The organism is Oxalobacteraceae bacterium OTU3CAMAD1 (assembly GCA_024123915.1).
GTDB lineage: Bacteria > Pseudomonadota > Gammaproteobacteria > Burkholderiales > Burkholderiaceae_D > Rugamonas.
Window position 1 is genome coordinate 6,833,006 of sequence record CP099650.1, and the last position, 22,421, is coordinate 6,855,426.

Annotated in this window: 20 protein-coding genes; 6 read left to right on the top strand and 14 right to left on the bottom strand. The window is 62.8% G+C overall.

Going from position 1 to position 22,421, the window contains the following annotated elements:
• Positions 1 to 110: 110 nt before the first annotated feature.
• The 3 genes from NHH88_29230 to NHH88_29240 form a co-directional block, all read right to left on the bottom strand.
• Positions 111 to 977 carry an IS3 family transposase gene (locus NHH88_29230; GenBank protein ID USX13686.1) on the bottom strand — a complete coding sequence of 289 codons (867 nt, stop codon included), beginning with the start codon at positions 975 to 977 and terminating at the stop codon, positions 111 to 113.
• Positions 974 to 1,333 carry a transposase gene (locus tag NHH88_29235; GenBank protein USX13687.1) on the bottom strand — a complete coding sequence of 120 codons (360 nt, stop codon included), beginning with the start codon at positions 1,331 to 1,333 and terminating at the stop codon, positions 974 to 976. The genes NHH88_29230 and NHH88_29235 overlap by 4 nt, the downstream gene beginning before the upstream one ends.
• A gap of 77 nt (positions 1,334 to 1,410) precedes the next feature.
• Positions 1,411 to 2,958 carry a methyl-accepting chemotaxis protein gene (locus NHH88_29240; GenBank protein USX13688.1) on the bottom strand — a complete coding sequence of 516 codons (1,548 nt, stop codon included), beginning with the start codon at positions 2,956 to 2,958 and terminating at the stop codon, positions 1,411 to 1,413.
• Between the two features lie 218 nt (positions 2,959 to 3,176).
• On the opposite strand from NHH88_29240, the gene NHH88_29245 reads away from it, so the two are divergent.
• Positions 3,177 to 3,866, top strand: a complete 690-nt coding sequence (locus NHH88_29245; GenBank protein USX13689.1) for a hypothetical protein — start codon at positions 3,177 to 3,179, stop codon at positions 3,864 to 3,866.
• A gap of 184 nt (positions 3,867 to 4,050) precedes the next feature.
• On the opposite strand, the gene NHH88_29250 is transcribed toward NHH88_29245, so the two are convergent.
• The 4 genes from NHH88_29250 to NHH88_29265 all read right to left on the bottom strand — a co-directional run bounded on the left by NHH88_29250 (position 4,051) and on the right by NHH88_29265 (position 9,791).
• On the bottom strand, positions 4,051 to 6,741 hold the full coding sequence (locus NHH88_29250) for a DNA topoisomerase III (GenBank protein ID USX13690.1): 2,691 nt from the start codon (positions 6,739 to 6,741) through the stop codon (positions 4,051 to 4,053).
• 262 nt (positions 6,742 to 7,003) lie between these two features.
• Positions 7,004 to 7,468 (bottom strand): DUF494 domain-containing protein, encoded by a 465-nt coding sequence (locus NHH88_29255; protein USX13691.1) that lies wholly within the window; start codon positions 7,466 to 7,468, stop codon positions 7,004 to 7,006.
• 77 nt (positions 7,469 to 7,545) lie between these two features.
• Complete coding sequence (gene dprA, locus NHH88_29260) at positions 7,546 to 8,676, bottom strand: DNA-processing protein DprA (GenBank protein ID USX13692.1); 1,131 nt, start codon at positions 8,674 to 8,676, stop codon at positions 7,546 to 7,548.
• Between the two features lie 8 nt (positions 8,677 to 8,684).
• Positions 8,685 to 9,791: a LysM peptidoglycan-binding domain-containing protein gene (locus tag NHH88_29265; protein USX13693.1), complete on the bottom strand. Its 1,107-nt coding sequence runs from the start codon at positions 9,789 to 9,791 to the stop codon at positions 8,685 to 8,687.
• Positions 9,792 to 10,036: 245 nt separating this feature from the next.
• Here NHH88_29265 and def point away from each other — a divergent pair, with 245 nt between their 5' ends.
• The 4 genes from def (at position 10,037) to NHH88_29285 (ending at position 12,997) form a co-directional block, all read left to right on the top strand.
• Positions 10,037 to 10,579 carry a peptide deformylase gene (def, locus tag NHH88_29270; GenBank protein USX13694.1) on the top strand — a complete coding sequence of 181 codons (543 nt, stop codon included), beginning with the start codon at positions 10,037 to 10,039 and terminating at the stop codon, positions 10,577 to 10,579.
• 2 nt (positions 10,580 to 10,581) lie between these two features.
• The gene (gene fmt, locus NHH88_29275; protein ID USX13695.1) at positions 10,582 to 11,538 is read left to right on the top strand and encodes a methionyl-tRNA formyltransferase; all 957 of its coding nucleotides are present in this window, start codon (positions 10,582 to 10,584) and stop codon (positions 11,536 to 11,538) included.
• Positions 11,539 to 11,632: 94 nt separating this feature from the next.
• Positions 11,633 to 12,268: a nitroreductase family protein gene (locus NHH88_29280; GenBank protein ID USX13696.1), complete on the top strand. Its 636-nt coding sequence runs from the start codon at positions 11,633 to 11,635 to the stop codon at positions 12,266 to 12,268.
• A gap of 138 nt (positions 12,269 to 12,406) precedes the next feature.
• Positions 12,407 to 12,997 (top strand): 2-hydroxychromene-2-carboxylate isomerase, encoded by a 591-nt coding sequence (locus NHH88_29285; protein USX13697.1) that lies wholly within the window; start codon positions 12,407 to 12,409, stop codon positions 12,995 to 12,997.
• On the opposite strand, the gene NHH88_29290 is transcribed toward NHH88_29285, so the two are convergent.
• On the bottom strand, positions 12,994 to 13,911 hold the full coding sequence (locus tag NHH88_29290; GenBank protein ID USX17470.1) for a DUF2145 domain-containing protein: 918 nt from the start codon (positions 13,909 to 13,911) through the stop codon (positions 12,994 to 12,996). The two genes, NHH88_29285 and NHH88_29290, sit on opposite strands and share 4 nt — an antisense overlap.
• Before the next feature lie 24 nt (positions 13,912 to 13,935).
• The gene (locus tag NHH88_29295) at positions 13,936 to 14,391 is read right to left on the bottom strand and encodes a hypothetical protein (protein ID USX13698.1); all 456 of its coding nucleotides are present in this window, start codon (positions 14,389 to 14,391) and stop codon (positions 13,936 to 13,938) included.
• Between the two features lie 231 nt (positions 14,392 to 14,622).
• Between NHH88_29295 and metH the strand changes: the two genes are divergently transcribed.
• Positions 14,623 to 18,423, top strand: coding sequence for a methionine synthase (gene metH, locus NHH88_29300; protein ID USX13699.1), 3,801 nt, complete (start codon positions 14,623 to 14,625; stop codon positions 18,421 to 18,423).
• Positions 18,424 to 18,589: 166 nt separating this feature from the next.
• On the opposite strand, the gene NHH88_29305 is transcribed toward metH, so the two are convergent.
• The 5 genes from NHH88_29305 to NHH88_29325 all read right to left on the bottom strand — a co-directional run bounded on the left by NHH88_29305 (position 18,590) and on the right by NHH88_29325 (position 22,383).
• Positions 18,590 to 19,870 (bottom strand): HDOD domain-containing protein, encoded by a 1,281-nt coding sequence (locus NHH88_29305; protein ID USX13700.1) that lies wholly within the window; start codon positions 19,868 to 19,870, stop codon positions 18,590 to 18,592.
• Positions 19,871 to 19,958: 88 nt separating this feature from the next.
• A complete protein-coding gene (locus NHH88_29310; GenBank protein USX13701.1) occupies positions 19,959 to 20,732 on the bottom strand; it encodes a class II glutamine amidotransferase in 774 nt (257 codons plus the stop codon).
• Between the two features lie 136 nt (positions 20,733 to 20,868).
• Positions 20,869 to 21,126: a DUF3567 domain-containing protein gene (locus NHH88_29315; GenBank protein ID USX17471.1), complete on the bottom strand. Its 258-nt coding sequence runs from the start codon at positions 21,124 to 21,126 to the stop codon at positions 20,869 to 20,871.
• 113 nt (positions 21,127 to 21,239) lie between these two features.
• Positions 21,240 to 21,626: a GTPase gene (locus tag NHH88_29320; GenBank protein USX13702.1), complete on the bottom strand. Its 387-nt coding sequence runs from the start codon at positions 21,624 to 21,626 to the stop codon at positions 21,240 to 21,242.
• Between the two features lie 46 nt (positions 21,627 to 21,672).
• Complete coding sequence (locus NHH88_29325; protein USX13703.1) at positions 21,673 to 22,383, bottom strand: response regulator; 711 nt, start codon at positions 22,381 to 22,383, stop codon at positions 21,673 to 21,675.
• Between the last annotated feature and the right edge of the window lie 38 nt (positions 22,384 to 22,421).

A 22,421-nucleotide genomic window follows, 5' to 3' on the forward strand; every position in this document is an offset into this window, starting at 1 on the left:
ACCCCGGGGGTCAGGTCCGACATTCGGACACGGGCCCGTCCGTAAAGTGGTTCTACGGACGAGGTCGTGTCCGAATGTCGGACCTGAGGTGTTCCGGGTTTCGCGGACAGTTAATGAAGCACACGAAACTGCGCTTCAAAGGATGCAGGCGTTTGATAGCCCAAGGTCTGATGCAAGCGCATCCGATTGTAGTACACCTCGATGTAATCGCGAACCACGCCCAGGGCCTCGGCTCTCGTTGAAAAGAGTTGCCTATGCATGGTTTCGTTTTTCAGGTTTGAAAAGAAGCTTTCCGCCACGGCATTGTCCCAACAATTGCCTTTGCGACTCATGCTCGGCAGCGCCCCGTGTTTGGCTAGCAGGTTGCGGTAGTCGGCGCAGCCGTACACGGAGCCTTGGTCGCTGTGGAAGATGATCCCGGGCGCAGGTCGCCGGTGTTCCATCGCCATGGACAACGCCGCCATCGGTAACGTGGCCGCCTGCCTGGTGTCCGTCGACCAGCCCACCACCCGGCGTGCGAACAAGTCCAGTACCACGGCCAGATGCAAGAATCCCTCTTTAGTGCGCAGCACTGTCATATCGCCGACCCACACCTGGTTCGGAGCGCCGACCTGAAAGGCGCGCTTGACCAAGTCCGGCGCTGGTGGCAGCACCCGTTCTTTCGCCTTGCTGGCGCGAAAACGCTTGGCGCGGGTAGTTTGTATGCCCTCCAGCTTTCTCAGCCTGGCCACGCGGTGTTTTCCACAACAGATGCCTGCGCTATTGAGCAGGCGCCACGTTTTCAATATCCCGGGTGCCGAGCGGTGGCGCATATGGATCTTGACGATCTCTTGGCGCATGGCCAGATCTTCCCGGCTTCGCAGGCTCGGCGGTGCCGTCTTGAAGGCGTAGTAGCCGCTGCGGCCCACGTCGAGCGCCAGACACAGCGCTTTGACTGAAAACTCGCTTCGATGCTCGTCGATGACGGCGTACTTCACTTCTTGAGGCGAGTTAAGTACGCATCTAACTTTTTTAGGATGGCCAGCTCCTGTTCGGCCTTGGCCAGTTGGCGACGCAGTTGCTCGACCTCGCTCAATTCACTGACCGCAGGACGACCTGGCGAGCGCAATTGGCCGCCAGATGGCTGCTCTTCGAGCTGCTTGGCCCATTTGTAGAGCTGATTACGACGCAAACCAAGCTCCAACGCCAAGGCCGTCGCGCTCTGCTTGTCATCATGTAGCCGGGAGATCGCAGCGCGCTTGAATTCATCCGTAAACACGGCCCGCTGCTTCGGCACCGGCTCCGCCGATGTCGGAATGATCTCTCGTTTGGAAGGTGACTGTTTCTTTTCCATGAATATCCTCTCAGGACGTATTGTCCTCTATTTGGATGTCCATGAAACCCGGGCTATCTCAACCTGACCCCGCTGTTTTAGGCGGCGACTTTGAAGATGCTGACGATGGCGCGCAGGTCATCGGCCTGATCGTTCAGCGATGCGGCGGCGGCTGCGGCCTCCTCCACCAGCGCGGCGTTCTGCTGCGTGACCTGGTCCATCTGGATCACCGCTTGGTTGACCTGCTCGATGCCGGCGCTTTGCTCGTGGCTGGCCGAGCTGATCTCGCCCATGATGTCGGTGACGCGCTGGATGCTGTCGACCACGTCGCTCATCGTCATGCCCGCTTGCGTGACCAGGGTGCTGCCGGCGTCGACCTTCTGCAGCGAGTCGTCGATCAGCGCCTTGATTTCCTTGGCGGCCGTGGCGCTGCGCTGCGCCAGGCTGCGCACTTCGCTGGCGACCACCGCGAAGCCACGCCCTTGCTCGCCCGCGCGCGCCGCTTCCACCGCCGCGTTCAAGGCCAGGATGTTGGTCTGGAAGGCGATGCCGTCGATGACGCTGATGATGTCGACGATCTTGCGCGCCGAGCCGCTGATCGCTTCCATCGTGTCGACCACGTCGGCCACTTCCGTGCCGCCGCGCCGCGCTACTTCCGACGCCTTGACCGCGAGCTGGTTGGCCTGGCGGGCGTTGTCCGAGTTCTGCTTGACGGTCGAGGTCAACTCTTCCATCGACGCGGCCGTCTCTTCCAGGCTGGAGGCCTGTTCCTCGGTGCGTGCCGACAGGTCCATATTGCCGGCGGCGATCTCGCTCGACGCCGTCGAAATGCTTTCGGTACCGTGGCGCACGTCGTTGACGATGCCGATCAAGCCGTCGTTCATCGAGCGCAGCGCTTGCAGCAGGCGTCCGGTCTCGTCGGTGGTGCTGACTTCGATGGTCGATGTCAAATCCTTGTTGGCCACGGCCACGGCGATGTCGACCGCCTGGTTCAACGGCACGGTGATGCCGCGCGTCAAACGCCAGGCGCAAACGACGCCCAGCGCCAGCACCACCATACCGAAGACGATCATGAAACGGCGGCTGTTCTGATAAATCGTCTCGATCTCGGCGGCGTTGGCGTCGATGCTTTTACGCTGCATGTCCAGCAGACCGCTCAGCGAAGCCAGGTAGGCCTTGCCGTCCGGCGTGAAGCGCTGGTCGAGCACCTCTGCGGCTTGCTCGATCTGGCCTTCCTTCTTCAGCTTGACGATGGTGTCGCGCGACGCCAGGTAGCGCTTGCGGTTGGCCATCATCTGCTCGAACAGGGTTTTTTCCTGTTCGGTCTCGAGCAACGGCTCGACCTTCTTCTGCAAGCCGTTGACTTCGGCGGTGGAGGCGACCGTTTCCTCGGCAAAGAACGGGCCGAGCGACGGATCGGAGCTCTTCGAAATCGCCGACGTGCGGCGCACGCTGGTATGGATCAACCGATACCAGTCGCTGATCATGCGTTCCTTGGCCAAAGGCTGTTGCATCATGTCACGGGTAGCCTCGGCCACGTCTTGCATATGCGTGATGCCGATCACGGTCATCAAAGTCATCATGGCGAGGACCAAGCCGAAGCCTGCGGCAAGGCGCGTGCCGATTTTTAAATTTTTCATGGTCAAAATCCCGGTCGGGGAAAATATCTGGAAGTTAGAGCGGTGCGAAGTTTGAGAACCGCGAATCGGGCGGAAGGAGTGAATTGCCCCGAAGAATCAATAGTTTAGCACAGCAACTAATTTACTGCTGTAATAAAAGATTGTGATAACAGGTCGTTAAATATGTCAAAAAAGTAATTTCAGCAGGCTTTACCGGCGATGCCGGACCACTTACCATGTTGGACATGACAACCTTTATTCAGCGGTGCAAAACCGCCCTTTTCGCATTGGCGCTGACTGCCACCGCCGCCAACGCGGCCGACGCCACCCATGGACAACACGGCATGGCGCTGTTCGGCGGCAAGGAGGGGCTGTACGCGTCCCATTTACCATTGTTTCACGCGCCGCACGACCACCAGGTGATCCTGCGGGTGCACGTGGCAGATCCAACGACCGACGCTGCGCTGCGTGCCCGGCTCGACGGCAAGACCGCGCTGTGGACCATCGCGCCGGAAAAATTTGAGCTGTCGCGCCTGGCACCGACATCGGCCGCGCCGCTGCGCCAGTTCAACGCCGACCTGGTCCAGGGCCATTTCGAGCGCGGCGGCTTGACGCAATATGCGGCGGCCACCATCGTGGTCGACCAGGTGATCATGTTCCGCCAGCTGTCGCCGGCGGCGAAGGCCAACGCCACCGCCAGCTATATGCAGATCGGCGGCGGCAAGCAGCGCTATCTGATCAAGCAAATCGACAGCCGGCCGGACTTCGACCACATCGTCGCCTACACGGCCGCCGCCAATGCGCCGACGATGCGCATCACGCTGGGCAAGCCCACGCTCCGGCAGCCGTCCGACCAGGCGCTGGCCGACGCGCTGCACGTGCCCGTCAGTGCCATCACCGGAACGGTGTACTTTGAAACTGACGATTTGAAGTAAGGGAACTGCTGGCCCAAACGGTATCCCATATGCCGCATCAAGTCCGAGACAATATAAACGATGCTATCGCATCGTTTTCATCACGAAAATTAGCGAATTTCTCGAAAATGATGCATCTGCATCGATAAAAAAAGGACCGCGAAGTTGCCTTCGACGGTCCTTTTTTATGCTTGCCAGCCGAAGCTTACTCGGCGGTCGCAGCGGCCTTCTTCGGCGCGGCCTTTTTAGCCGGCGCTTTCTTGGCAGCAGCTTTCTTGGCTGGCGCGGCCTTGGCGGCGGCCTTCTTGGCCGGCGCTTTCTTGGCCGGAGCCGCCTCGGCCGCCGCGCCGTCGGCGCCCTCGTCCGCTCCCGCTGCCGCTTTGTCAGCCGCAGCTTTGCCCTTGGCGGGCGCCTTGGCCTTGCGCTCCTCGAACTCGAAGCTGATCTTGTTGTCCTTGCCCTTGACCAGGAAGGCCTTGAACGGACGACGCGTGCGCTGCGAAACAAAACCCGGCAGCAGATCGGTCTTGCCTTCGTTGATCAGCTTGGCCATCTGCTCAGGCAAAATCTCCTGCTGCAAGATGATGCGGCCGCTGCGGAAGTCGCACGTCTTCGGCTTGGCGACGCTGTTTTCGCAAACATACGCCAGACCCATTTCGTACACGCCGCCGGCGCACTTCGGACAAGGCCCCAGCGGGGTCTGACCGGTGAAGTCGACCGCTTCCGCGTCTTCCGAATCGTCGTTCTGGCCGAAGTCGAACTCCAGCTTGAAGTTCTTGATCTCCTCGTCGCGCACGATGCGCAGGATGGCCGCGAACGGACGTCCCATCTTCGAGCGGAAACCTTGCAGCGGACCGATGGTGCGTTCCTTGAGCAACTGTTCCACTTCCTCGATTTCAAACTGGCGGCTGCCCGGCGTTTTGCTCATCGAGAAATCGCACTTGGTGCAGGCGAAACGGCGATAGTTCTCTTTAACCACGCTGGCGCAGTTCGGGCACGGCGTCGTCAACGTCGCGTAATCGCCGGGGATCGTGTCGTTGTTGTATTCCTTGGCGCGTTTGACGATGACCTGCGTCATCTGGGCGATTTCGCGCATGAATTCCTCGCGCGAGATCTTGCCCTTTTCCATCTGCGACAACTTGTATTCCCACTCGCCGGTCAGTTCCGGCGCGGTCAGTTCGTTGACACCAAGGCCGCGCAGCAACGTCATCAGCTGCGACGCCTTGGCGGTCGGCATCAGTTCCCGGCCTTCGCGCAGCAGATAGCGCTCGGTCAGCAAGCCCTCGATGGTGGCCGCGCGCGTCGCCGGCGTGCCCAGGCCCTTGCCGGCCATGGCGTCGCGCAACTCGTCGTCCTCGACCAGCTTGCCGGCGCCTTCCATGGCTGACAGCAACGTCGCCTCGGTGTAGCGCGCTGGCGGCTTGGTGACCAGGCCGTTCGCGTTGACCTTGTCGGTCAGCACTTTCTCGCCCTTGGCGACCGGCACCAGATTGCCGTTGGCGTTGCCTTCCTTGTCGTCGTCGGTCGATGCTTCCTTGCCGTAGATCGCCAGCCAGCCCGGGTTGGTCATGACCTTGCCTTCAGTTTTGAACTGATGGCCGGACACTTCCGTGTAGCGGGTGGTGACCTGGAACTCGGCGGGCGGGAAGAACACGGCCATGAAGCGGCGCGTGACCAGGTCGTACAGCTTTTGTTCCGGCTCGGACAGGTTTTTCGGCGCGATCGTGGTCGGGATGATCGCGAAGTGATCCGAGATCTTGGTGTTGTCGAAGATGCGCTTGTTCGGCTTGACCCAGCCCTTGTCGAGGATCTGCTTGGCGAACTGGTGGTAGTTCGGATTCTCCTTGACCACTTCCAGCGCCTGCTGCACGGTCGGCATGTAGTCTTCCGGCAGGTGGCGCGAATCGGTACGCGGGTAGGTCAGCACTTTGTGCTTTTCGTACAGCGCCTGGGCCAGGCCCAAGGTGTTCTTGGCCGAAAAGCCGAAGCGCGAGTTGGCTTCGCGCTGCAGGCTGGTCAGGTCGAACAGCGCCGGCGCCATCGACGTGGTCGGTTTGGCTTCCTCGGTGACGATGCCCTGCTTGCCGCGGCAAGCCGTGGCGATCGAATCGGCGGCGGCCTTGCTCCACAGGCGCTCGGCGCGCTTCTCCGGATCGGTCTCGTCCTTCTTGAACTTGGTGTCGAGCCAGCGGCCTTCATACACGCCGGCGGCGCACACGAACTCGGCGCGCACTTCCCAGAAGTCGCGGGCGACGAATTTCTTGATCTTCTCTTCGCGCTCGACCACGATCGACAGGGTCGGCGTCTGCACGCGGCCCACGGTGGTCAGGTAGAAGCCGCCCTCTTTCGAGTTGAACGCGGTCATGGCGCGGGTGCCGTTGATGCCGATCAGCCAGTCCGCTTCCGAGCGGCAGCGCGCGGCGTCGGCCAGCGGCAGCATTTCCTCGTCGGTGCGCAGATGGGTGAAGCCTTCGCGGATCGCGCCGGGCGTCATCGACTGCAGCCACAGGCGCTTGACCGGTTGCTTGGCCTTGGCGTTCTGGGCGATCAAACGGAAGATCAGTTCCCCTTCGCGGCCCGCGTCACATGCGTTGATGAGGGTGGTGACGTCTTTACGCTTGATCAGCTTGTTCAGCACCTTGAGGCGCGCCTCGGTCTTGGCGATCGGATTGAGCGCGAAGTACGGCGGGATCATCGGCAGGTGCGCGAAGCTCCATTTGCCGCGTTTGACGTCGTGCTCTTCGGGCACGGCGATTTCCAGCAGGTGGCCGACGGCGGAGGACAGCACGTACTCGTCGGATTCAAAGTACTCATCGTGCTTGGTGAAGCCGCCAAGCGTCTTCGCGATGTCGTTCGCGACAGAAGGCTTCTCGGCGATGATGAGGGTTTTCGTCATATTTCGTATCTCGTTTTTTAACACTTGGGGTGGGTACAGCATGCGCATCATACATGGATCGCGCCGCAGTCTGCACTTTTGCGCCGCCGATGGCAAGGCCGGTGTGTGACAGTCTTGTCAAAGCGCAAATGATAAGCGGGTTGTCGGCAGGACTGCAAGCAAACCGCGCAGTGCCATAGCGCGAGTATGCGGCTAAGATGAGGCAAATGTGTTGCTTTTTGGAACGGAGAACGGTCACCGGCGGGCACGCCGGCTGTTCTTATTAGTGCAGCAGGCGCGGCGCCTGGTCTTCGTCCGAGCCGAACAGGTCGTCGAACATCAGCGCGTCCGGTTCCTTGCCTTGGCTCCAGAGCAACATCAGCACGATGACCTTGAGCTTGCCCAGGGTGACCGGCGCCTCTTCGAGCGCCAGCGCCCGCTCGACAACGATTTCACGTTGCAGCGGAGACAAGACCTTGGCCGATTCGAGGAACTGGATGAAGCCGATCGCGGCGGTGCCCAGCACGTCCTGCTCTTCCTCGACGTAGAAGCGGGTGCCGGTCGAGGCGGCCGTCAACGACTGCTCGACGCCGGCCATGGCGGTCAGGTCGTTGAGCCAGACCAATGCCTCGGAAATCTCGACATCGTCAAAACCAACAGCCGACAGCTTCTTGGCCAACGCAGCCGGTTCGGGGCAAGCATCGGGACGGTAATAAGTCTCGTAGAGATAAACAAGGATGTCGAACATGGCTCTACTCTATCAGCTAAAACAGATCGGACACAAGTACCGCACAGCTTGCCTATCAGTTTGCCATTGTCATCCGCTCACGAACGCAACCGTTGAAACATTCCGCCCGGCAAACGCTCCAGCAAACCGGCCAATTCCAGCGCCAGCAACTGCCCCTGCAGCTCGGCGGCGGACTGGCCCAGCATGACGGCCAGGGTGTCGGCGCGGGCCGGATGCTCGCCGATCGCGTCGAGCACCCGGTCGACGAAGCTGTCGTCGATCGCGGGCCGGGCGCCGGCCATGCCGTCGGTTGCCATTTGCATATCCTCCAGCACGTCGGCGGCCGTCTCGACCAGCTTGGCGCCCTCGCGTATCAAGCGGTGGCACCCCTTGGCCAGCGCCGCGTGGACCGACCCCGGCATGGCGTACACGTCGCGCCCCTGGGAGATGGCCAGCCGCGCCGTGATCAGCGAGCCGGACTTGGCGGCCGCCTCCACCACCAGCACTCCACACACCAGGCCGCTGATGATGCGGTTGCGGCGCGGAAAATTGTCGCGCAACGGCGGTGTGCCGAGCGGGTACTCGCTGACGATACACCCCTCGTCGGCGATCCGGCGCGCGAGGTTGCCATTGCTGGCGGGATAGATGCGGTCGGCGCCGGTGCCGATCACGGCCAGGGTGCCGCCTTCGCCGCACAGGCCGCCCGCATGCGCGGCCGCGTCGATGCCCAGCGCCAGGCCGGAGACGATGGTCAATCCCGCGTCCGACAGCGCGTGCGCCATGCGCTCGGCGTTGAGCATGCCCTGGACGCTGGCGTTGCGCGACCCGACCACCGCCAGCGACCTGCGCGTCAGCAGCTCGGCGCGCCCCTTGACGTACAGCATCAACGGCGCGGCGGCGATCTCGCGCAGCTGCGCTGGATAATCGGGATGGTCGAGGGTCAGGAAAAGGTTGCCCGGCTGCTCGCGCCAGGCCAGCACCGCGTCCGCCTGGGCCGTCAAGGCGTCCGCCTCGGACGGCGATGGCGGCCGCAGCAGGGCGTCGGCCTGGTCGGGTTTGACCAGCGCCAGCAATTGCTGGCGGCTGGCGTCGAAGATGGCTTGCGGCGAACCCAGCTTGTCGAGCAGCCGGTGCGCGCTCAGCAGGCCCACGCCTTCGGTGCGCTCCAGGCGCAACCAGGCGATTAGCGCGGGCGCCGTGGGAGGGGTGAGGTTTTCCGTGGCTTGCACGGCGGGGGTTACTCCGGCGACTTGGCGACGTCGCCCACTTCCACCGGCGCCGTCACCTGCATGATCAAGCCGTAGGAAATATGCTTGAACACGCGGAAGATAAACAGGGTGCCCACTCGCTCGTCCGGCAGCCTGACCTGCTGTTCGCGCATCCCCAGCCAGCTTTTCGGCGCGGTGGAATCGCGAACAGTTCTTCCCGCATGGTACAGCTGCAGCACGGCGCCGACATCGAGTCCGTCAAGCTTTCCGCGATTAATACTGACCACCTGGTTCTGGCCGGCGTGCGTGACGCCGCCGTAGATGGCCATCACGCGCGACTCCACCGCTTGCTCGGGCGGATGCGGCACGTAGTTCTGCATCGGCATCGGCGGAATGGCGCGCAACTGGTCGCCCTTGCCCATTTCCTCCTTGGCGCTGGCGACAACGAAGGTGTGCACATCGCCGCCGCCGGCGGGCTGCGCGGCGGCCTGCAATTTGAGCGTGCCTAAATAGAAGGCCTCGTGGCCAATCACTTCTTTGGTCACCGGGTCGCGCAGCGGGTTACCCGGCCGGAACACCTGGAACGAGGTATTGCCGTTGAGCTCGCCACGGACGTAGGCCTTGTCGTCCTTGCCGATGAACACATGGTCGTCCTGCGTGGCGATGATGCGCGGCGCACCCTTGAGCTCGTCGTTTTCGATGATCAGCGGCTGGCTCAGGAAAGGCTCGATGACGCCGGCCGGTATCGACGGCACCGCGTCCTTGCCCAAGCCCTCGACGCGCACACCAGGCGAGCGGCGCTGGACGGCGGGATCGTTGACGCCGCCGTTGGCCGCGAGCCTGTTGCCCAGGCGCAGGCGCCCCGCCGCGCGGTCGAGCCAGATGATCTGGCCCGGATAAATCCAGTGCGGATTGGCGATTTCGTCGCGGTTCATGCCCCAGACGGTGGGCCAGCACCACGGCTGTTGCAGGAATTTACCGGAAATATCCCACAACGTATCGCCCCGGACCACCGTGTGCTGGTCGGGGGCGTCGGCGCGGAACTCGCACGTGAGCGCGGCCGCCGGGGCCGCCACCACGCCGCAAAATAGCGCCGTCCATACTAAGCGGGTGCCGACTGTGCTAAAATTTTTCATTAGTAGGTCCGGTAGATGCGCCAGAAACCAGCGCCGGCACACAACAGCAAGCAGTGTCCTTATCAGAGGATAAGGTTGCTAATTTGAATCAAATTCTGCCCATAAAACCCTGAACTAGCAAGCGAAACCGCGCTACGGCAAGCAGCGCGGCTGTTGCATTTTTGGTGGAAAAAAATCGCCGCGGCACCGTCTTTCAGGACTGCGCGTTATCAAGGCAATCACATAGTTATCAACACAGTACAGACATGGCCATTTTAAATATTCTGCGTTACCCCGATCCGCGCCTGCACAAGGTCGCCAAGCCAGTCACCGTCTTCGACGAGCGTTTGGAGAAATTGGTCGCCGACATGGCCGAAACCATGTACGACGCGCCCGGCATCGGCCTGGCCGCCTCGCAGGTCGACGTGCACGAGCAACTGCTGGTCATCGACATCACCGAGACCAAGGACGACCTGGTCACCTACATCAACCCGGAAATCATCTGGGCCAGCGACGAAAAGCAGGTCTACGACGAAGGCTGCCTGTCGGTGCCCGGCGTCTACGACGGCGTCGAACGCCACGCGAAAATCAAGGTGCGCGCGCTCGACGTCAAGGGCCAGCCGTTCGAAGTGGAAGCCGATGGCCTGCTGGCCGTCTGCATCCAGCACGAGATGGACCACTTGCTGGGCAAGGTGTTCGTCGAGTACCTGTCGCCGCTCAAGCGCAACCGCATCAAGACCAAGATGATCAAGGAAGAACGTGGCCTCGAGCGCGAAGCGCAACTGCGCGCGCAGGGCCGCCGGTACTGATCATGAAAGTCATCTTCGCCGGCACCCCGGAGTTCGCCGCCGTGGCATTGCAAGCCCTGCACGAGGCCGGCTTCGAAATCCCGCTGGTGCTGACCCAGCCCGACCGCCCCGCCGGTCGCGGCATGCATTTGCAACCGTCGGCCGTCAAGCAATACGCCGTCGCGCACGGCATCGAGGTGCTGCAGCCGCTGTCGCTGCGCACCGACAGCAAGGACCCGCAGCGTGCCGAGGAGGCGCTGGCCGCCCACGCGCGCCTGCTGTCGACCCCGTATGACGTGATGGTGGTGGCCGCCTACGGGCTGATCCTGCCGCGCAGCACGCTCGACATCAAACCCTGCCTCAACATTCACGGCTCGCTGCTGCCGCGCTGGCGCGGCGCCGCTCCGATCCACCGCGCCATCGAGGCGGGCGACGACGAAACCGGCATCACCATCATGGAGATGGAGGAAGGCCTGGACACCGGCCCGATGCTGCTGATCGAGCGTGTCGCCATCGGCGAGGGCGACACCACCGGCATGGTGCACGACAAACTGGCCGCGCTCGGCGGCAAGATGATCGTCGAGGCGCTGCGCAAGATGGAACACAACCAGCTCGAAGCGGTCACGCAGCCGGAAGAAGGCGTCACCTACGCCGCCAAGATCAGCAAGGAGGAAGCGGCGCTGGACTTCAGCCAGTCCGCCATCGAGATCGGCCGCAAGATCCGCGCCTTCAACCCCTTCCCCGGCGCGCACGCCACGGTCAACGGCGTCAACGTCAAGCTGTGGGGCGCCGAAGTGGTGGAAGCCGACAGCAAGAGCCCGGCCGGCAAAGTGCTCGCGGCCGACGCGCAGCACGGCATCGTGGTCGCCTGCGGCAGCGGCGCGCTGCGCCTGACGGAACTGCAAAAACCGGGCGGCAAGCGCCTGCCGGCCGCCGAGTTCATCAAAGGTTTCCCGCTGGAGAACCTTACTTTCGAGTAAGTTCTGGGCGGCTTCAAGCAAGCTCTCCGATTGCACGCTATGATGGTTCCCCGCTTCCAGCCGCGCCTGGAAGCACTTTTGACAGGAGCCCCGCATGACCGATTTGACCGACAAACTGCACTGGCGCTACGCCACCAAAAAATACAATCCCGCCAAGAAAGTGGATGCCGAGAAGCTCGAGCGCATCCTGGAAGCGGTGCGCCTGGCGCCGACCTCCAGCGGCCTGCAGCCGTTCGAGGTGTTCGTCGTTGAAAACCCGGAGCTGCGCGCCAAGATCCGTGAAGTGGCCTGGGGCCAGTCGCCGGTGACCGAAGCATCGCACCTGCTGGTGTTCGCGGCCTGGGACGACATCACCGAAGCGCGCATCGACATGATGTTCGACCTGACCAACGAGCAGCGCGGCACCGTCAACGAAGGTTGGGAAGCCTACCGCGCCAAATTGAAAGGCATCGTCGCCGCGCGCGGCCAGCAGGGCAACTACGAATCGGCCGCCCGCCAGACGTACATCGCGCTGGGCGTGGCGCTGGTCGCCGCCGCGTTCGAGGGCGTCGACAGCACGCCGATGGAAGGCTTCAGCCCGGAAGCCGTCGACGATATCCTGTCGCTCAAGGAGCGCAACCTGCGCAGCGTCGTGATCCTGCCGCTCGGCTACCGGGAACCCGAAGGCGACTGGCTGGAAGGCCTGAAGAAAGTACGCCGTCCACGCGAAAAGCTGGTAACGGTCCTGTAACGCCGAAATACCTCGGAGACACGTAGGGCGGATTAGGCGGAACGCCGTAATCGGCCATCTTTGCGCCGCCGACGGCGCAACCATGGCCGATTACGCTACGCTAATCCGCCCTACGTGATTTAACGAAGGAGCCATGCCATGCCCATCGAATTCTGGTTCGACTTCGCCAGCAATTACAGCTACCTGAGCGTGATGCGCATCCGCCGGCTCGCCCCCGGCGGCGTGGTGTGGCGCCCCTTCCTGCTCGGTCCCATCTTCAAGGACGCGGGCTGGAACAACTCGCCCTTCGTCCTCCAGAAAGACAAAGGCGCCTACGTCTGGCAGGACATGCCGCGCCAATGCGCCAAGTACGGCCTGCCGTGGCGCCAACCAACCGACTTCCCGCGCAACTCGATGCTCGCCGCGCGCGTCGGCATCCTAAGCGAAAACCAGCCATGGATGTCGGACTTTTGCGAACGCGTCATGCTGGCCAATTTCGCCGACGACCGCGACATCGCCAGCGCCGACTGCATCGCTGACATCCTGTCGGCCCTCGGCCAGGACGCCGACGCCATCCTGCGCGACGCGCAAACCGACGACAACAAAGCCCGCCTGCGCGCCCGCACCGAACAAGCCAAGGCGCTGCACATCTTCGGCGCCCCGACCTTCATGGTCGGGGACGCGATGTTCTGGGGGAACGACCGGCTAGACGACGCCCTCGCCCACGCACAGCGCGACGCTAAGACCTAGTCCAACCGCACCACGCGATCGCCCTCTTCCGGCTTGCAGCCATCGGCGATCGGCGTCCAGCCGCGCCGGACGACGATCTGCCGATCATCATGGCAAAGCTCTACACGCTCGCTGGCGGGGAAGCGCGCCCGCACAAAGGTCTCTATCGTCGACGGCAGGCTGACCCGCAGCTTCATCTCCGCCACATCCTGCTGCGGATGATCGCTCAAGTGCACCAGCGGCACGAAGTACGACGCCAGCATCAGCAACCGTGACTTCACATCGACCGGCTGCGGCGCATACCCCTGTCCGCGCAGCCAATCCTGCGCGCGCTCGCGCAGATCGCCGCCGTCGGGCAGGTCGCCCCAGCCGGCTGCCAGCATCTCCATCACCCACTGATTACAGTTCTGATAGCGCGTGCCGTAAGCGTAGGCATTGGCGCTGTATTGCGCGGCCAACATGCTCTGCACGCGCGGCCGGTCCAGCAAGGCAGGACGCAAGGCCAACACCGATTCCGGCGGCAGCCGCACGATGCTCAGGTAGCCCACTTTGGGATCGTCGGTGCCCATGGCGAAACCGGCCAGGCCCTGATCGAAAATACGCGGCCGGCTCTCATCGCAGGCGTAGTACAACTGGCGCGCCGACCACACGCCCTCCTCCGAGCGCCACGCCAGCGACGCATGCGAATAGCGGATGCCGAAGCGCGACAAATCCAGGCCGGAGCGGCTGACCAGCGCCACGCTGTCGCCGCCGCCCGCCAATTCCTCGCGCAGCACGCCGGCGAAGCGCAGCAGGCGATCCTGCTCGGCCGCCGTCAGCGGCTGCGCGCGGTCGCAAAAGCGCGACGCGTTGGACGTGCCGGAAGCGCCGGCATGCGCCGCGCCGGACGCGCAGGCCACACCTAAAACGGCGCACGCCAGCAGCAGCGGCGCCAGCGCGCGCACGATCTTCACAACGATTTAAAGAGTGACCGGACGCGAAGCCAGTTCGCTGTACCACTCGTCGGCCAGCACCAGATAGAACGGCTGGCGCGTGTCGCCGCGACCGAACTCGATGCCGTAGACGCGGTTTTGCGCGTACATCTTGTCGCCGGCGGCCAGTTGCTGCTGCTCGAAGGTCGTCTGCGGCATGTCCAGCACGATGCGATCGTCCGGATTGTCGGCCTGCAGGGTCAGGCGGGTGCGGCCCGCGCGGTCCGGCGTTTGCGCGATCTGGATGATGCGGTAATCGCCATCGGCCACCTTGCGGTCGCCCTTGGAGCTGTCGCTGGAACCGGACAGGGAATCGGAAACGCTGCCGCTCGACGCGGAACCGGCGCTGGAGGCCGAGGAAGCGAAACTCTCGGCGTTGGCGCCCAGCGCCAGGGTCAATGCGCCGGCGGCGGCGATGCAACGAAATGCGAAGGAGATGGACATCAGAATTCCTTTAATTTACGAACGGGAAGTATAAATGCTTCCCCCTGTCCGCAGAGACAAAAGTTCAAAAGCGAACCGATGTGTACAGTATTTAGGGATCGATAAACCTTGTCAACCGAATTTCTGTTGCTGAGATGCAGCGGTGGCCTGAAGCTTATTCAGGGATGCCGTATAATTTTAGACCGGCGACCGCTCTCGTCCGCCGCGCCCTCCGATCAAAGAAAGTAATAAATGAATAACTCCGTGTCCCATACCGTCATGTCCAAGACCGATGCCCAACTGCGCGAAATCCTGGCGCGCCGCATCATGATCCTCGATGGCGCGATGGGCACGATCATTCAACAGTACAAACTGGACGAGACCGCCTACCGTGGCGGCCCGACGGGACGCTTCATCGACTTCGCCGCCCCCGCCGACAGCGGCGCGCGCGAGTTGTTCGTCAAGGGTAACAACGAACTGCTGACGTTGACGCAGCCGCACGTGATCCAGGAGATCCACGAGCGCTACCTGGCCGCCGGCGCGGACCTGATCGAAACCAACACCTTCGGCGCCACCACGATCGCGCAGGACGACTATCACATGGCCCACCTGGCCTACGAGATGAACCTGCAGGCGGCCAAGCTGGCGCGCGCCGCTTGCGACAAGTACAGCAGCGCCGACAAGCCGCGCTTCGTCGCCGGCGCGCTCGGGCCGACGCCGAAAACCGCGTCGATCTCGCCGGACGTCAACGACCCGGCCGCGCGCAACATCACCTTCGACCAGCTGGTCGATGCCTACCACCAGCAAACCAAGGCGCTGGTCGAAGGCGGCGTCGATGTGCTGCTGGTCGAAACCATCTTCGACACCCTGAACTGCAAGGCCGCGCTGTTCGCGATCGATAAATTCTATGCCGAGAACCCTGGTGTGCCGCGCCTGCCGCTGATGATCTCGGGCACCGTCACCGACGCGTCGGGCCGCATCCTGTCCGGCCAGACCGTGCCGGCCTTCTGGAACTCGGTGCGCCACGCCAAGCCGCTGACGATCGGCCTCAATTGCGCGCTCGGCGCGGCACTGATGCGCCCCTACGCGCAGGAGCTGTCGCAGATCGCCGACACCTTTGTCTGCATCTACCCGAACGCCGGCCTGCCCAACCCGATGAGCGATACCGGCTTCGACGAACTGCCGGCCGACACCTCGGCGCTGCTGCGCGAGTTCGCCGACGCCGGCTTCGTCAACATCGCCGGCGGCTGCTGCGGCACCACGCCGGACCACATCAAGGCCATCGGCGAGATGCTCGCCACCACCACGCCGCGCGCGGTGCCGGACGTGCCGGTGGCGCAGCGCCTGTCGGGCCTCGAACCGTTCACCATCGACGAGAGCTCGCTGTTCGTCAACGTCGGCGAGCGCACCAACGTCACCGGCTCGAAGGCGTTCGCGCGCATGATCCTGAACGAGCAGTACGACGAGGCGCTGTCGGTGGCCCGCCAGCAGGTGGAAAACGGCGCCCAGGTCATCGACATCAACATGGACGAAGCGATGCTCGATTCGCAGGCGGCCATGACGCGCTTCCTGAACCTGATCGCCTCGGAACCGGACATCTCGCGCGTGCCGATCATGATCGACTCGTCGAAGTGGTCGGTGATCGAGGCCGGCCTCAAATGCGTGCAGGGCAAATCGATCGTCAACTCGATCTCGATGAAGGAAGGCGAGGAGGAGTTCATCCGCCAGGCGCGCTTGTGCCTGAGCTATGGCGCCGCCGTCATCGTCATGGCCTTCGACGAAAAGGGCCAGGCCGACACCTTCGAACGCAAGACCGAAATCTGCGAACGCGCCTACATGCTGCTGGTCAACACCGTCGGCTTCCCGCCGGAAGACATCATCTTCGACCCGAACATCTTCGCCATCGCCACCGGCATCGAAGAGCACAACAACTACGCGGTGGACTTCATCAACGCCACCCGCTGGATCAAGGAGAACCTGCCGCACGCGAAGATCTCGGGCGGCGTCTCCAACGTCTCGTTCTCCTTCCGCGGCAACGACCCGGCGCGCGAGGCGATCCACACCGTGTTCCTGTACCACGCCATCAAGGCCGGCATGACGATGGGTATCGTCAACGCCGGCATGGTCGGCGTCTACGACGACCTGCCGGCCGAACTGCGCGAACGCGTCGAGGACGTGGTGCTGAACCGCCGCGACGACGCCACCGAGCGCATGATCGACATCGCCGGCACCCTGAAGGCCGGCGCCGGCAAGCAGGACGCGCAGAACCTCGAATGGCGCAACGCCCCGGTCGAAAAGCGCCTGGCGCACGCGCTGGTGCACGGCATCACCCAGTTCATCACCGACGACACCGAGGAGATGCGCCAGCAGGTATTGGCCGCCAACGGCCGTCCGATCCACGTGATCGAAGGCCCGCTGATGGACGGCATGAACATCGTCGGCGACCTGTTCGGACAGGGCAAGATGTTCCTGCCGCAGGTGGTCAAGTCGGCGCGCGTGATGAAGCAGGCCGTGGCCCACCTGATTCCGTACATCGAAGAGGAAAAGCTGGCCGAGGAAAAACGCACCGGCATCGTCGCCAAACCGAAGGGCAAGATCGTCATCGCCACCGTCAAGGGCGACGTCCACGACATCGGCAAGAACATCGTCTCGGTGGTCCTGCAATGTAATAACTTCGAAGTGGTGAACATGGGCGTGATGGTGCCCTGCTCCGAGATCCTGGCGCGCGCCAAGCTGGAAAACGCCGACATCATCGGCCTGTCCGGCCTGATCACGCCGTCGCTCGAGGAGATGGCCTACGTGGCGAAAGAGATGCAGCGCGACGAGCATTTCCGCATGCTCAAGATCCCGCTGCTGATCGGCGGCGCCACCACCAGCCGCGCCCACACGGCCGTCAAGATCGCCCACAACTACGAGGGCCCGGTGGTGTACGTGCCGGACGCCTCGCGTTCGGTGTCGGTGGCGCAGTCGCTGCTGACGCCGGAGAGCCGCCAGCAGTACATCGACGACATCGCATCGGACTACGTGCGCATCCGCGAGCAGCACGCCAACAAGAAGGCGCTGCCGATGCTGTCGCTGAAGGACGCGCGCGCCAACAAGATGAAGCTCGCCTTCGACGGCGCCAGCGCGCCGGTCAAGCCGAAGTTCATCGGCCGCCGCGAATTCAAGAACGTCGACCTGGCCACCATCGCCCGCTACATCGACTGGGGCCCGTTCTTCCAGACCTGGGACCTGGCCGGTCCGTTCCCCGCCATCCTGACCGATGAAGTGGTGGGCGAAGCGGCAAGCAAGGTGTTCGAGGAAGGCCAGGCGCTGCTCAAGAAAGTCATCGACGGCCGCTGGCTGACCGCGAACGGCGTCATCTCGCTGCTGCCGGCGAACACGGTCAACGACGACGACATCGAGATCTACACCGACGACACGCGTACAACCGTCGACTTCACGTATTACGGCCTGCGCCAGCAGGGCGTCAAGCCGGTGATCGACGGCGTGCAGCGGCCGAACCAGTGCCTGTCCGACTTCATCGCCACCAAGGAATCGGGCGTGAAGGATTACATCGGCATGTTCGCCGTCACGGCGGGCCTGGGGATCGAAAAGTACGAAAAGCGCTTCGAGGACGCGCACGACGACTACTCGTCGATCATGCTCAAATCGCTGGCCGACCGTCTGGCCGAAGCCTTCGCCGAATACCTGCACGAGCGCGTGCGCAAGGACCTGTGGGGCTACGCCGCCGCCGAATCGCTGAGCAACGACGACATGATCGCCGAGAAATACGCCGGCATCCGTCCGGCGCCGGGCTACCCGGCCTGCCCGGAGCACACGGTCAAGCGCGACATGTTCAAGACCATGCAGGCCGGTGAGATCGGCATGGAGCTGACCGAATCGTTCGCCATGTATCCGGGCGCGGCCGTCTCCGGCTTCTACTTCGCGCATCCGGAATCGAAGTACTTCGTGGTCGGCAAAATCGGCGAAGACCAACTGGCCGACATGGCCGCGCGCCGCAAGGTCGACAAGGCCGAGCTGGAGCGCTGGCTGGCGCCGAACCTGTCTTAAGAACCATGAGCCCACGTGGGGACACGTAGGGCGGATTAGGCGGCACGCCGTAATCGGCCATGCATGCGCCGCCGATGGAGCATGCATTGGCGGATTACGCTGCGCTAATCCGCCCTACGTGGTTCCGGGGTGATTGGGAAGTCACGGCAGAGCGTGACCGCCACCATTACAGCGCGTACCGCACCACGTTATCGCTCCACTCGAACGCGGCCAGCTCCAGCTCCACCAGCTCGTCGGTGGACATCGCCAGATTGCGCAGCGCCGGCACGATGTGCTCGTCCATCTCCTCGATGCGCTCGATGCATTCGGCCAGCTTGAGCAGGTCGCCGTAGAAACCATCGCGGTACAGCAGCGCTTTCGAAACGTCATCATTCACCGGAATCTGCGCCAGGATCTCCGCCATCGGCATGCCGAACAACGTGTCCATCAGCGACATGATGCCGACCGTGAAGGCGATGTCGGCCACGTGCCGCTGGCTCGGCCGCAGCTTGCCGGCCAACAGTTCCAGCAGGCGCCCGCGCGTGGTCGCCAGCATCAGCAATGGCGTCATGCTGTGGCCGCGCTTGCTCGGCTCGGCATATAGCATGATCTGCAGCCAGCGCTGCAACTGGCGCCGGCCCAGCAGGGTCACCGCCTGGCTCAAGGAATCGATGCGCTGGCGCGCGCCCACCGCTGGCGTGTTCACCAGCCGCAGCAGATTAAGCGCCAGCGAGACGTCGCGCTTGATCGCGCGCTCGATATCGATATTGTCGGCGTCCGACGTGACCAGGGTCATCAACTCCATCACCGCCAGCTGCGACGGCGACAGCTTCTTGCCGCTCATGATCACCGGACGCGAGAAGTAATAGCCCTGGAAATAATCGAACTCCAGGTCCAGCGCGTTTTTGAATTCATCGCGGGTTTCGACCTTCTCCGCCACCAGCTTCTTTTTCTGCTGGCGGAAGCGCGGTGCCAGCTTCATCAAGGTCGACAGCGGCGTGCTGCGCATGTCCATTTTGACGTATTCGATCCACGGCAGCAGCGCGACGACGGCGTCGTTCTCGCCGCTGACATCGGCCAGCGCGAAGCGGAAGCCCTGGCCGGCCAGCTCCTCCACGCGCGCCAGTAGTTGCGGCGTGGCCGGCTCGCTGGCGCACACCTCCAGCACCATTTTTTCGCGCGGCAGGAAGGAGAAAATGTCGGTCATGACGACATCGGCGTCGACATTGACAAAGCCGAGCGCGTCGCCGACGGTCCTTTCCATGCCCAGCTGCGAGGCGTGGGCGATCACCGCCGCTGTCGCCGAGAGCTCGGTGGTGATATGGGCCGGCCCCACCGGAGCATTACGGAAAAGCAATTCGTAACCGAACAGGTTCTGGTTGCGGTCGAGGATGGGCTGGCGTCCCAGATAGAATTCGCGCACGCGCAGATTGCGCGGGCCGGCGTCATGTTGGGAGAGATCGATCATTGCTTCTGCCATTCTTGTCAGGGAGCGAATATTTCGCTGTACTAAGATTTTGACAGTAATGACCCCGGCTGTCTTGAGAATTTAGCGTTTAATCAATCGCTTGTGGCACACCGTCGATAAAAAGCTTCAGTTCGCCACTGGCAAAAGCTGTCCATTTTTCATTGGTCGTTAGCGGTTGGGTAACGATAATCGCCACCCTGTCGTTGGGCGTGGTCACCTGGGAGAAATCGACGCTGACATCTTCGTCGGACAGCTTGGCGGTGTCGAACGGATATTTGCGCACCAGATAGAACAAATTGGTCGAGCAATGGGCGAACAGTTCGCCGCCGGACGACAGCAGCATGTTGAAGGTGCCATGGGCGGCGATCTCGTCGACCAGCGCGCCCAGGGCGGCGCGCAATTCCGCCAGCGCGGGCCGCTGTTCGCCGAAACGGGCGCGCAACTGCTGCAAAATATAGCAAAACGCGCGCTCGCTGTCGGTGTTGCCGACCGGCCGGAAGGCGCCGTTCAGCAGCGGATGGAATTCCTTGAGGTCGCCGTTATGGGCGAAGACCCAGTACTGCCCCCACAGCTCGCGCACGAACGGGTGGCAGTTCTCCAGCGCGACCTGGCCCTGCGTGGCCTTGCGGATATGCGCGATGACATTGGTGGATTTGATCGGATAGCGCTTGATCAGCTCGGCGATCGGGGAAGCGATAGCCGCCTGGTGATCGACGAAGTGGCGCACGCCGGCGCCTTCGAAGAAGGCGATGCCCCAACCGTCATGGTGGGTGTCGGTATGGCCGCCGCGCATGGCGAAGCCGGTAAAACTGAACACGATGTCGGTCGGGACATTGCAGTTCATGCCGAGTAGCTGACACATTATTTCTTTTCTCTTCGATTAATTTGCGACTGACAATTGCGACAGACAATATAACAGCCCCAAACGCCAACAGGGCGGATTACCCTAAGGTAACCCGCCCTGTCGATTCAATCCAGCGGTTAAACGGCTCAAGTCGTCAGTGCAACAGCACCGGATGGCTCATGAGTTCGTCATAACTGCCCAAAAATTCATCAATCTCGGCCATGGTCGGCTCGCCGGCGATCAGTTCGTTGACGTCGCGGCGGAAATTCTGTGCCAGGATGCCGTTGATAAAAATCTCCCGCTTGCCGCCTTTGTCGACGATTTCATAGCCGCCAAAGCGCAATGCATCCAGACTACGATCGGCGCCGAATTCGACAACGCTGTATTGCTCGCTGTTATAGATGAGGTTCATTTTGCTTCCTTTCTCCAGGGGCGAAACACTGCTCGGTTTCACTTCACTACCCACATGGGGCTTAAAGTGGACGATTCAAGTCTAAAGAACAGGACCCGATCTGCAGGCAGGGCTTAGGCCGCGATGTCGGATTGCAAATCTAGCAAGTCGCCGTACGGGGGCTCGGACAGCCATGCACGCAGCAGTTCGAGGTGTTCAGCAGTGGCCAGACTAATGTAGAGCCGCGCCGGTGGATGACGCAGCACACGGTTCAATGTTACCCGCAAAACGAGATTCCCGCTGCAATGGAGACAGCCAGGGGCAATTCGCAACACTTTTGGAACAGGAGCAACATCGACGGGAGCGTCGGCGGGATCGAAGGCGAGCGCCGAACCGCCGTCCGACAGACCTTCCAGAATAATAACAGTGGGCAATTCCATGCCGCCGTCGAAGGCCAGGCGCGCGGCGATGGCCGCTTCGCGCGTACCGGCGCGGTCGCCGGTCACCAGCCAGGTCGGCACCGGCGCCCGGACGGCGGCGCCGGCTACCCCAACACCACTCACGGCGTCAGAGGTTTTTTTTGGCCAGCTTGCCCGGCTCCACGCCCAGCTGCTTGAGCTTGCGGTACAGGTGGGTGCGCTCGAGGCCGGTCTTCTCGGCCACGCGTGTCATGCTGCCGCCTTCGCGGCCCAGGTGGTGCTCGAAGTACATGCGCTCGAAGGCGTCGCGCGCCTCGCGCAGCGGCAGGTCGAACGACAGGTTGAACATATGGTTGTCGGCGCCGGCGATGGTGGCGCCGCCGCGCACCGCGATCGCGGCCGCAGGGTTGGGCGGGTTGAAGCCGACGCTGGGCGCCTCCTCCTGCTGGACCGCCGCCGGACGTGGCGCCAGCACCGGCGCGCGCACGGTTTCCTGCGCCCGCGTCAAGCCCTGCTGAACCGCCTTGAGCAGCTTTTGCAGCGCGATCGGTTTCTCCAGGAAATTGAGCGCGCCGATGCGCGTGGCCTCGACTGCCGTATCGATAGTCGCATGGCCGGACATCATGATCACGGGCATGGTCAGCAAGCCATCGCGCTGCCATTCCTTGAGCAAGGTGACGCCGTCGGTATCCGGCATCCAGATATCGAGCAGCACCAGATCCGGCGCGCCGCCGGCGCGCGCTTCGCGTGCCTGCTGGGCGTTCTCGGCCAGCTGTATTGCGTGTCCCTCGTCGCTCAAGATTTCCGAGAGCAACTCGCGGATACCCATCTCATCGTCCACTACCAGAATGTTTGCCATCTTCCCTTGCCTTCCTCATTTTCGCCATCGATGCGGCA